Origin of the sequence: Rhizobium sp. CBN3 (genome assembly GCF_030518245.1) — a bacterium.
GTDB classification, from domain to species: Bacteria; Pseudomonadota; Alphaproteobacteria; order Rhizobiales; family Rhizobiaceae; genus Rhizobium; species Rhizobium aethiopicum_A.
On sequence record NZ_JAULSE010000022.1, the window covers coordinates 68044 to 79204 of the forward strand.

Here is an 11161-nt window from a genome sequence, read left to right on the forward strand (position 1 = left end):
CAAATGACGATGCTCGACCGCCGCCTGCATGCCTATCGGCCGGATCTCGCGGAAGCGGGGCTCGAGGGCAAGGTGGAGGCGTCGCGCTTCGTGGAAGGCGCCGCAGCGCGTGTTGCCCTTCCCGTCGCCGCCCTGCGCCCTGAGCCGGAACTTGCCCGCGGCATCGATACGGAACTGCTCCTCGGCGAGGATGTGACCGTTTTCGATCGCGCCGACGGCTGGTGCTGGGTGAAAGCTGCCTCCGACGGCTATGTCGGCTATCTCAAGGCGGAGGCGCTCGCGCAAACCGGGCCGGCGCCGACCCACATCGTCACCGTACAGCGCACCTTCCTCTATCCGGAGCCGGAACTGCGCAAACCGCACCGGGCCATCCTGTCGATGGGAAGCCGCGTTCACGTCGCCGGCGAGGCGGAGGTGCGCGGTAATCACTACGTGGTGCTGACGGACGGCACGGCGATTTTCGCCAGACACGTGCAGCCGATCGGCGCTCTCGACGGTGCCGATTATGTCGCGATCGCCGCCCGTTTCCTCGAGACACCCTATCTCTGGGGCGGCCGCTCCGGCCTTGGCATCGATTGCTCCGGCCTCATCCAGCTGGCGATGCTGATGACCGGCAGATCGGCGCCGCGTGATGCCGACATGCAGGCGGCCGGACTCGGCGAACCGATCGACCGCTCCGAAATCCGCCGCGGCGACCTGGTATTCTGGAAGGGCCATGTCGCCATTTTCGAAGATCCTCAAACCATTCTCCACGCCAACGGCCACAGCATGACGGTGGCGCGCGAGAATTTCGAGTCGGCCGTCGAGCGCATCGGCTCGCTGTACCAACGGCCGACCGGCTATCGCCGCCCGTTTAGCTAAGGGATCGGCGGCTGCGGCCAGACGCTCACGCCGCCGGTCCAATCCTCGAAGGCTTTCGACAGTCTCAGCACCCGCATGTCGTCGAAACGTGGCCCGACGATCTGCAGCCCGATCGGCATGCCCGACCGGGAGAAGCCGCAATTGATCGAGGCGGCCGGCTGATCCGACATGTTCCACGGCAGGGTGAAGGCGATATGTTCGAAGGGCCTCGCTGGATCGTTGGTCGGCGATGCCCATTCGGCCGGATAAGAGACGATCGGGTTGGTCGGCGAAAGCAGGGCGTCGACCGTGGTGAACAGCCGTCCGCAGCTCCTGCGCATTTCGATCGTCTGATTGAAGCCTCTGACGGCATCGACGCCGCTGATATCGGCGCCGGCCTTCGCCCAATCCCTGATATAGGGCAGGATGCTGTCGCGCCGCTCTTCGTTGAGCCCTGCGATATCGCTCCACAGGCGGGCGCGCCAGAACGTGTCGAGCCCGTCAAGCATCGCGCGCGTCAGCACCGGTTGAACGGAAACGATGGTCGCGCCGGCCTGCTCGAAACGTTTCGCCGCCGATTCGACCGCGGTCCTGATCTCATCATCGACAGCAAACCCGCAGCCGGCATCGAGCATCAGGCCGATCTTCATGCCGGAGATGTCGACAACGAAATCCATCCAGTCGAAATCGTTGGGCGGCAGGCTCGTGCCGTCGCGCCAGTCGGGCCGTGACAGCGTCGCCATCGAAAAAGCGGCGTCCTCGACGGTGCGCGTCATCGGGCCGAGACAGCGCCCGACATAATAGGGATCGGCCGGAATGCGCCCGTGGCTCGGCTTGAAGCCGAAGATGCCGGTCCAGCCGGCAGGAAGCCGTACCGAACCGCCTATATCCGTGCCGATGTGCAGCGGCCCGTAACCAGCCGCGGCCGCGGCCGCGGCGCCGGCGCTCGATCCACCGGGATTCTGCGCGATGTTCCAGGGATTGCGGCTGAGAGGATGAAAGCTCGACAGGCCGGAAGAAAGCATGCCGTAATCGGGACAGGTGGTCTTGGCGAAGATCACCGCGCCGTCCTCGCGCAACCGCGCGGCAGCCGGCGCGTCGGCCTCCGCCGGCTTGAGTTCCACCGCCCTGGTGCCGAGCGGCACCGGCTGGCCCTTCGTCGCGATCAGTTCTTTCAGCGTTGCCGGGATGCCGTCGAGCGCGCCGAGCGGTTGTCCCTTCGCCCAGCGCTCCGTCGAAGCTTTCGCCCGCACGCGCGCCGCCTCAGGGTCGTAGAGGTAGAGTGCTGAGATTGACGGCTCCCAGGCGGCGATATGGTCTTCGAGGGAGAGCCAGTATTCGAGCGGCGAGAGGCTCTTATCGGCGAAGCGTCGCCTGAGTTCACGGATAGTAAGGTCGGTTTCGGCCATCGGCGTTCTATTTCGGAAGGACATCAGCGGCTGGCCTCGCGTGGATCGAGAAGGTCGCGCAAGCCGTCGCCGAGCATGTTGAAGCCGAGGACGGTCAGCGCGATGGCAAGGCCGGGCAGGACCGCCAGCCAGGGGGCCAGCGCCAGATAGGTTTGCGCATCCGCAAGCATCCGGCCCCATGTCGGCGCCGGCGGCGCCATGCCGAGCCCGAGAAAGCTGAGACCGGCCTCGGTCAGGATCGCCAGTCCGAGCTGGATTGTCCCATGCACGATGATCTGGCTGATGATATTCGGCAGCACATGGCGCAGCGAAATGGTCAGGCGCGTATTACCGATGGCGCGCGCCGCCGTCACATAATCGCGGCTCCAGGCCTGCAGCGAGGTCGCCAGCGTCACCCGTGCAAAGACCGGAATCATGAAGACGGCGATCGCGGTGATCGCAGTGAACCGCCCCGGCCCGAGAAAGGCGCCGAGCACCATGGCCGACAGGATCGGCGGCAAGGCGAAGATGACGTCGCAGATGCGCATCAGCAGCGCTTCGGCTGGACCGCGGATCGCTGCGGCGGAGATGCCTGATATCGAGCCGAGCGTCCCGCCGATCGCAACCGCGGTGATGGCGACCGACAGGGAGTTCCAGCATCCCGCCATCAGCATTGATGCCACGTCGCGGCCGAACTGATCCGTGCCGAGCAGGCCGAAGGCAAGCGGCGGCTGCAGTTTATGGATGATCTGCATCTTCGCCGGCGGCAGCGGCGTCCAGACGAGCGATAGCAGAGCAACGGCGACCAGCAGGCCAATGATCACCACTCCGGATATCAAGTTAATTCGCCGGCTAAGTTTTAAAGCCCGGCGGCTGATGATGGTGGCGGAAAAGACGGAAGTCATGCTTCAGGCCGCCTTTCTCATCCTGGGATCGATCGCGAGATAGGAGAGATCGACGATGAAATTCACCACGATGACCAAACCCGCGAAGAACAGCACGACATCCTGCATCACGATGATGTCCCGCTGGGAGAGTGCCTGAAGCGCAAGCCTGCCGAGCCCCGGCAGGTTAAAGACGTTTTCCACCAGCACCGCGCCCGCGACGAGAAAGGTGAATTGCAGCCCGATTATCGTCAGAATCGGGATCAGCGCATTCGGCACGACATGCCGCCACAGCACCGCACTGCGCGAGAGTCCCTTGGCCACCGCGGTGCGGGCAAAATCCTCATGCATCGTCTCGAGCACCGCCGAACGCGCCACCCGGGTGAGCACGCCGGCCTGCGGCATCGCCAGCGCGACGGCCGGCATGACAAGCGCCTGCAACGCCGGCAGAAACCCGTCTTTCCAGCCGGGAAAGCCGCCTGCCGGCATCAGCCCGAGCATCGTCGAAAACAGGATGATCAAGAGCAGCGCCATCCAGAAGGAGGGCACGGCGATGCTGATCTGCGAAAAGAGCGTTGCGATGATGGCGAAGACCCCGCCGCGGCGCGAAGCGGCCAGCACGCCGAGCGGCAGGGCGATCGTCACCGACAGCACGATTGCCATCAGTGCCAGCGGCAGCGTCACCGCCAGCCGCTCGACGATCAATCCCGCAACGGGAACGCCATAGGTGTAAGATTGGCCGAGATTGCCCAACAGCACGCCGGCGAGCCATTGTCCGTAACGCAGGATGAGCGGCTGGTCGAGGCCGAGCTCGTGGCGCAGCGCTGCCAGCGTTTCCGGGCTTGCCGAGGTGCCGAGCATGATCGAGGCGGGGTCACCGGGCAGAAGATCCATGACGGCGAAGATCAGCAGCGAGACGATGACGAGCGTGAGGATAAGGCCGGCGAAGCGGCGGGCGAGCAGTGAGATCATGCGTGCCACGCTTTCGGTGTGGCTTTTGGGGGATGGCCTGCTCGACTCGCTTTCGAGGGAATGCGGCGACCACCCCACCCATCCTCATTCCTGTGCTTGTCACAGGAATCCAGCCACGGCGCGTCGGCGCCGTGAATAACTTTCAGCCAGACTGGGGAGTCTCCTGCGCCCAAGGACTTGGGCGCGCTGGATTCCTGTGACAAGCACAGGAATGAGGGATGGAGGGAGTTGCCACCTGCATTGAGTGCTTCGTTATGCGGTTTCCCTCCGATCATCCCCTTGCCTCTTCGTCCGAACCCGCCGCTCACTCCTCCCAATAAACCCCCGACAGCACATTCGACGGAATTGGCTCGTTCTCCCACAGCCCCTTCAGCTTCCTGTCCCAGACACCGAGTTTCGGCATGACGAAGAGGTAGAGCGCCGGCACGTCTTCGGCGAGAACCTTCTGCGCCTCGCCGTAAACCGCATTTTGTGCGGCGGGATCCGTCGTCTCCTGGACCTTCTTCATCAGCGCATCGAAGGCCGGGTTCCTGTAGTTGAAATAATAGGGATCGCGTGCGTAGATGTCGATGTCGAGCGGTTCGGCATGGGCGACGATCGTCATGTCGAAATTGCGATCCTTCATGATGTCCTGAACCCATTTCGCCGGAAATTCCGTCGGCTCGATGTTCATTGTCACGCCGATTTCGGCAAACATCGCCTGCATCACCTGGGCGCTGCGCGGCGCATAGGCCATCTGCGGCGATTTGATCGTGAAGGTGAAGCCGTTGGGGTAGCCGGCCTCAGTCAGCAGCGCCTTCGCCTTTTCGACATCATAGGGCAGCACGCCGGTCATGTCCTTGTAGCCCGGATCGTTCGGCGTGTAATGGCTGCCGATCGGTGTGCCGAGGCCGGACCACGCCCCGTCGATCACCGTCTGGCGGTCGATTGCCATCATCAGCGCCTGGCGGACGCGCTTGTCGTCGAAGGGTTTCTTCGCATTGTTCATGCCGGCGACGACCTTGAGTTCGGTATTGCCGACCTTGGTGATGAGTCTGGCATCGCCGTCGAAGGAACTCATCAGCTCGGGCGCGGCAAATTCCGGAAAGGCATCGAGATCGCCGGATTTCAGCGCGGCCGCCTGCGCCTGCGGATCGGCGATGAAGCGGAAGGTCACCTTGTCGAGCTTGGCAGACGCATCCTTGTTCCAGTAGTCGCCATTCCTGACGAGTTCGACCCTGTCGCCCTTCGTCCAGCTGGCGAACTTGAAGGGACCGGTGCCGATCGGCATGACCTTGTCGTTGTCGGCCGTCTTCGGGGCGACGATGACAGATGCCGGCCAGCCGAGCCAATAGATCAGGCTACCGGTCGGCGCCGTGAGATGCAGCACCAGCGTTTCGGCATCCGGCGTCTCGACCGAGGCGATCGAGGCGAAGAAGCGCTTCTGCGGATTGACCGAATCCGCGCCGCGGGCGCGGTCGAGCGCAAATTTGGCGGCGGCGGCGTCGAAGGCTTCGCCGTCATGGAATTTGACGCCGGTCCGCAGCTTGAAGGTATAGATCAGTCCATCGGCCGAAATCTCCCAGCTTTTCGCCAGCTGCGGCTGGACTTTGCCGGTCTGATCGATCGTCACCAGCCCCTCGAACACATTCTGCCAGGTGACCTGGCCGATCGCGACCGGTGCGGCAATGGTCGGGTCGAGGCCTGCCGGTTCGACGCTCATGCCGAGATTGAGAGTGGTCTTGGCCGCTTCCGCCGGTGTCATTGCCGTCATCATGAGACCGGCCGACAGCGCAGCACCGAGGGCAAGCCGCTTGATGAAGCGCGCCGAAGACGCAAACGAAACCTTGTTCATCATAACCCCCGGCACATGATTCGGTCCCCATCAGCTCGTCGAAAATACATCAGCGCCAGGATCTGCATTCACGTGTCTCCGCCATTCTACGAGGTTGCGACCCTATTCAATCAACGGCGCTGGGGATAGCGGTCTCGCCATGCTGTTTGCGCGCCTTCGGCCGGAAGGGCGCTTGCCATATAGACGCCGCGCGCGATCGCTCGCGCCGTGACGATAGTGGCGAGGTGGCAAAGTTCCATCAGGCTTGCCATGTCGTCTCTGGAATGTTTGGCGGTCGAAGCGGCAAAGACGGTATCGCCGTCGAGCGGTAGATGGGCCGGCAGCAGCGCCCGGGCAAGGCCGCCATGACCGGCAAGTGAAAGCCGATGCGCTTCCGCCTTCGTCAGCTGCGCGTCGGTGACGACAGCGCCGATCGTCGTGGCCGGCGTGCTCATCCCCTTGAGCCGCATCCGGTGATCGGTCGTCGCAGGCATGCCGAGCCCGCCGAATTCGCCGTCTTTCTCGAAGGGTGCTGCCCAGAAATGCGGCCCGTCGCCGATCGTTGCCGAACCGAGCGCATTGACGGCGACGATCGCAGCGATGCGATGACCGGCGCTGCTGACGGCACTGGCCGAGCCGAGCCCGCCCTTGAATGTGGCCGTCGTCGCCCCGGTGCCGGCGCCGGCGGTGCCGAGCGCAAATACGCCCTTCGTCGCGGCCTTCAATGCCGCATAACCCATCTCACGATAGGGGGAGTGAAGGCCCCAATCCTTGTCGCCGCCGTTCAGCAGGTCCATCAGGATCGCTTGCGGCACGATCGGTATTCGCACCGTACCCACGGCAAAGCCGCGGCCGGCTTCGCGCAAGCCGGCCTGCACGCCGCCGGCCGCATCGAGCCCGAAGGCCGAGCCGCCCGAGAGCACGAAGGCATCGACGGCACTGACGGTCATCGACGGGTCGAGCAGACCGGTGTCGCGTCCGCCCGGCGCGCCGCCGAGCACCGTGCCGGATGCGACCGCCGGCTCGTCGAAGACGATGACCGTGACGCCGGATCCCAGCGCGAGGTCGGTCGCATGGCCGACGGAAACGCCTTCGATGTCGGTGAGCAGATTGAGAAGATCGGGCAAGGGCTGATCCTGGTGGCGCTGATCCGGCCGATAGGACTGCAATTGCCTTCAAAAAACAAGACCGGCCCTTTTGGCAGGACCGGTCACATCAGAAAGCCGCGAAAGTCGTTAGCGGCCGCATGCCGTCAGGCATGAAGCGGCTTCGGATGACGGCGGGTCATCAGGTCGTGGATGGCCAGCCGCACCTCGTCGGGCGAACCGAACCGCTGCTCGTCGAGGTCGTGGACATGGAATTTCACGGCGATGAACTTCAGCCGGTCTTCGTCGGGGATAACGATGCCGACGGGAACGCCAGCATATTCGATAACTTGCTTCTTCATAGATAGAACTCCTGCCGCGCGGGCATGCGCAGCCATGGCGAATTGACTTGTCTGGTACCGTTGAAAGGAGGACGAACGTCACATTCGACAGTTCGGGCGGGAGAGGGCGCCCGGACGGTCATTGCCAAGCACAGATCGCCCAAGGAGAGTGGCGAGAATTTCGATGTCTATCATGTCTCGTTCCTTTCGTTGGCGTTGCGCTCGATGGTCCCGGAAGAGCCGGGGCCGGTGATGGCTGTCTTTCAATATCTACTAACTTAGTAGAGATTACCCGACGGCCTGTCGGAAACATATTCCGAAACATGTCAAAATATCGACGATTCGAAAAAATTCATTCCATCCTGGCCCGAACTTACAGAAGGAAACATATCAGCTCTTCGTAAAATTCGCATGACAGAATCGAAACTCTTTCGATCGCCGCAGCAGAAATAGGAAGTCTTTCTGGTTCCGGCAATGGGCCCGGTCGTTAAAATCGAGATGCCTCGAAATGACCGATTTGGTTAACGCCCGAAAGCATGGATCACCAGCCTTCCTGGAGTACCTTTTCCAGCATGTCTGCGAAGAAATCCGCGCTTTCGATACTGAGGCAGAGCGGCGGCTTGATCTTCAGCACATTTTGGTGATCGCCGGTCGGCTGCATGATGATACCGAGCTCGAGAAGCCGGTCGCAGATCGCCGCCGTCTCTTCCGTCGCCGGCTCCAGCGTCGTTCTGTCGCGGACGAATTCCAGGCCGAGATAGAGACCCATGCCGTGGACGGCGCCGGCGATCGGGTGCCGGTCGATCAGCGCGGCAAGCAGCGCCTTCAGATGATCGCCGACCGTGCGGGCATTTTCCTGCAGCTTCTCCTCGGCCATGATATCGAGCACCGTCATGCCGGCGACGCAGCTGACCGGGCTGCCGCCGGTGGAGGAGAAGAAAGGCCCCTCCTTCTCCAGCGACTGCGCAATCTCCCGTCTGGTGATGACGGCGCCGAGCGGGTGGCCATTGCCCATGCCCTTGGCGATGGTGATGATATCGGGCACGACCCCCTGCTGTTCGAAGCCCCAGAAATAATGGCCCAGCCTGCCGTAACCGACCTGCACCTCGTCGGCGATGCAGAGCCCGCCGCGGGCGCGCACCTCGGCATAGATCTCCTTCAGATACCCTTCCGGCAACGGAATGCCGCCGGCATTGCCGTAGACCGATTCGCAGATGAAGCCGGCAAGGCCTTGGCCGCCGGCGTCGATCGTCTCGAGCATCTGCTTGACGGCGCTGAGATAGCTCGCCGCTGTGTCCGGTCCGCGAAACGCGCCGCGATAGGTATTCGGCGAAACGGCCGCATGTACCCAATCCGGTCGGGTGGTCGGCGCCAGCGGATTGTCGGCGATCGACGTGGAGACGGCATCGCTCGCCGCCGACCAGCCATGATAGGCTTCGAGCAGGCAGAGCATGTTGCGGGCGCCACTATGGGCCTGCGCCAACCGAATCGCCAGATCGTTCGCCTCAGAGCCGCTGTTGACGAGGAAGACGGCGTCGAGGCCATCAGGCGCGAGCGCTGCGAGACGTTCGGAAAATTCCGCAATCGCCGCATAGTGGAAGCGTGAATTCGTATTGAGCCGCAGCCATTGGGCGCTGATTGCCGCCGCCAGCCTGGGATGGCCGTGGCCGAGGATCGTGACATTGTTGACCATGTCGAGATAGGCGCGGCCCTCGACATCGAACAGATATTCCCTCCAGCCGCGCTCGATCTGCGGCGGCGCGGCATAATAGTTCTTCTGGGCGCTGGCGAGATGCGCCTGCCGCCTGACGTGCAATTCGGTGGTCTCCGGTTGCGGCGCATCGGCTCCCGGGCCGAGAAGGGATGAAGGCGAAGGGCAGAGCACCGACCAGGCCGCCGCCTCGCGCGGCGTGGCAAAGAGCGGGGGCTCCAGGCCTGCAACGCTGCAGAGCTGGAGGCGCAAGCCGCCGAGCGAGGACGCCTCACCGAAAACCGAACCGAGCGGATCGCCGGCGGCAATCACGGCGCCGTCCTCGACCCCACCCTCGATCAAAGGGTCGAGTCCGTCGAGATGCAGGGTCGTGCTGTCGTCTGTCAGTGTCAGATGCTGGTCCTTCCAGCTGATACGGCCGGCAAAGGGCGCCGCGACCGCGCTTCCTGCAGCAAGGCAGATGTCGACATGCAGGGCGAAGGTCGGCTGTGCCCTCGCGTTTCCAAGGGCAGCGCGGGAAAGCCGATATTCACCATAGCGCGTCGCTGCCGTGCCGTTTTCGGTTGCAGCCCGGGCAAGCAGCCGCCAGTCCATATCGGCGTCCAGCCAGTTGCCGGCAGAAAAATGTGCGCTCCGCACCCCAAGGTCGACATAGGCGATCGCAGCCGGATCGATATCGGGCAGCAAAGGCAGCCATGCTGATGCCGACGGGGCGGCGACATCCGCGCCGGCCGCCTTGAGGATGGCGGCTTCCATGAGTTCGAAGGGAACCGACATCACCGTATCGAAGATTGCCCGCTCGCGGTCGAGATTGCTGCGGACATAGTCGTTATCGGGATCGATCGACATCTGCTGTTCGCTGCTGGCGACGAGGATGACCGCGCGGGCGACGATCAGCGGCCAGAGCGCCTTCAGTTCCTCGTCGATCAGCGGGTAGATCGCCTGATAGGCAGTGACGGCGGGCAGGATATGAAACGGATCGCCATTCGCCTGATGCAGCAGCGAAGCGCAGGTGACGGCAAGGTCGCCGACCAGCCAGCCGCGGATGATGTCGCCGAAATCGATTACGCCATCAGGGATCGTGTGGCCATGGGCGTCGCGATGGCCGACGACATTGTCGCCGGTGACGTCGTGATGGACCGCCTGGAGCCGAAGCGACGGCGCCAGGGGCTGAATGCGGCGAACGGCCATCACCATGGTTTTGGCGATCCGGTCACGGGCAGCGCTGTCGGTGATGGCGGACAGCAGCTGGACGGCGACAGGTCCGGCACGTCGCAAATCCCACTGCAGGCTGCGGTCGAGGCCGGGATGGTCGAAATCGGCAAGCGCCTGCGCCAGCCTCGCACAGAGCGCGCCAATCGCCGCGACGGACGCCGGCGCCAGATATCTCATCTCCGTCAGCCCCTGGCCTTCCAGAAATTCCAGAAGCCGGACCTGGTAGCCCCGCCCGCGCACGGTAAGGGCGACGATCTCCCGCCCGTCATTCGTGGCGATCACCTTCGGAACGCGTGGCGCATCCTGCCGGCTCTTGAGGTGATGGAGCGCCGCATTCTGCGCTTCCAGCTCGCGGGTCTCGTAGGCGGCATGGCAGAACTTCAGGACGTATCGACCGCGATCGCTGTCCACGCGGTAGTTCCGATCCTGCTGGCTGCCGAGTTCAGTAAGCGTGCCGGACAGGCTGTAATGGCCAAGAAGGATTTCTTCCGCGTCGGCAACGGTGACGTCGGGACGCGGCAGCGTCATGCGATCAACAAGCGCCTCGTCCGTCATGACACCCCTCTCGCAGCATGATTCGATTACCCCTTAAGCGCGATAATCAAATACTTGCTGCCGGCAGGCAACGGGAGATTGTTGTCTGCCAGCAAAAGAGATGCGCGGCCTCGGCCGACTCACCCCATGCGTTCGGAGGCGTAGCTTCCGGGGCTTGCCGGGAAGACGACAGTGCGGTTGCCGTTGATGAAGGTGCGATGATGGATATGGGCGTGGATGGCGCGCGCCAGCACCTGGCTTTCGACATCGCGGCCGATCGAGACATAGTCGTCGGGCGACTGCGCATGGGTGATGCGGGCGGTGTCCTGCTCGATGATCGGGCCTTCGTCGAGATCGGCGGTGACGTAATGGGCGGTC

Annotated in this window: 8 protein-coding genes and 1 pseudogene; 1 reads left to right on the forward strand and 8 read right to left on the reverse strand. The window is 63.5% G+C overall.

Going from position 1 to position 11161, the window contains the following annotated elements; genetic code table 11:
• Nucleotides 1-3 precede the first annotated feature (3 nt).
• Nucleotides 4-861, forward strand: a complete 858-nt coding sequence (locus QWJ46_RS25340; protein ID WP_184458712.1) for an NlpC/P60 family protein — start codon at nt 4-6, stop codon at nt 859-861.
• Here QWJ46_RS25340 and QWJ46_RS25345 read toward each other — a convergent pair.
• From QWJ46_RS25345 to purU, 8 genes and pseudogenes are all read right to left on the reverse strand, one after another.
• Complete coding sequence (locus QWJ46_RS25345; RefSeq protein ID WP_302754534.1) at nt 858-2249, reverse strand: amidase; 1392 nt, start codon at nt 2247-2249, stop codon at nt 858-860. The genes QWJ46_RS25340 and QWJ46_RS25345 overlap by 4 nt on opposite strands.
• A gap of 23 nt (nt 2250-2272) precedes the next feature.
• Nucleotides 2273-3133, reverse strand: coding sequence for an ABC transporter permease (locus tag QWJ46_RS25350; RefSeq protein ID WP_302754536.1), 861 nt, complete (start codon nt 3131-3133; stop codon nt 2273-2275).
• Nucleotides 3134-3136: 3 nt separating this feature from the next.
• Complete coding sequence (locus QWJ46_RS25355; protein ID WP_302754538.1) at nt 3137-4084, reverse strand: ABC transporter permease; 948 nt, start codon at nt 4082-4084, stop codon at nt 3137-3139.
• Between the two features lie 304 nt (nt 4085-4388).
• Nucleotides 4389-5918 (reverse strand): ABC transporter substrate-binding protein, encoded by a 1530-nt coding sequence (locus QWJ46_RS25360; protein WP_302754540.1) that lies wholly within the window; start codon nt 5916-5918, stop codon nt 4389-4391.
• 110 nt (nt 5919-6028) lie between these two features.
• Nucleotides 6029-7024, reverse strand: coding sequence for a P1 family peptidase (locus tag QWJ46_RS25365; RefSeq protein WP_302754542.1), 996 nt, complete (start codon nt 7022-7024; stop codon nt 6029-6031).
• A 125-nt stretch (nt 7025-7149) separates the two neighbouring features.
• Nucleotides 7150-7344, reverse strand: coding sequence for a hypothetical protein (locus QWJ46_RS25370; protein WP_003544544.1), 195 nt, complete (start codon nt 7342-7344; stop codon nt 7150-7152).
• Nucleotides 7345-7864: 520 nt separating this feature from the next.
• Nucleotides 7865-10804 carry an aminotransferase gene (locus tag QWJ46_RS25375; protein WP_302754661.1) on the reverse strand — a complete coding sequence of 980 codons (2940 nt, stop codon included), beginning with the start codon at nt 10802-10804 and terminating at the stop codon, nt 7865-7867.
• Nucleotides 10805-10923: 119 nt separating this feature from the next.
• A pseudogene (gene purU / locus QWJ46_RS25380) lies at nt 10924-11161 on the reverse strand (formyltetrahydrofolate deformylase); the annotation flags it as partial.

What these genes read in the sequence shown, in the direction of transcription:
- QWJ46_RS25340 (WP_184458712.1), top strand. Translation starts at nt 4, where the DNA reads ATGACGATGCTCGACCGCCGCCTGCATGCCTATCGGCCGGATCTCGCG.
- QWJ46_RS25345 (WP_302754534.1), bottom strand. Translation starts at nt 2,249, where the DNA reads ATGGCCGAAACCGACCTTACTATCCGTGAACTCAGGCGACGCTTCGCC.
- QWJ46_RS25350 (WP_302754536.1), bottom strand. Translation starts at nt 3,133, where the DNA reads ATGACTTCCGTCTTTTCCGCCACCATCATCAGCCGCCGGGCTTTAAAA.
- QWJ46_RS25355 (WP_302754538.1), bottom strand. Translation starts at nt 4,084, where the DNA reads ATGATCTCACTGCTCGCCCGCCGCTTCGCCGGCCTTATCCTCACGCTC.
- QWJ46_RS25360 (WP_302754540.1), bottom strand. Translation starts at nt 5,918, where the DNA reads ATGAACAAGGTTTCGTTTGCGTCTTCGGCGCGCTTCATCAAGCGGCTT.
- QWJ46_RS25370 (WP_003544544.1), bottom strand. Translation starts at nt 7,344, where the DNA reads ATGAAGAAGCAAGTTATCGAATATGCTGGCGTTCCCGTCGGCATCGTT.
- QWJ46_RS25375 (WP_302754661.1), bottom strand. Translation starts at nt 10,804, where the DNA reads ATGACGGACGAGGCGCTTGTTGATCGCATGACGCTGCCGCGTCCCGAC.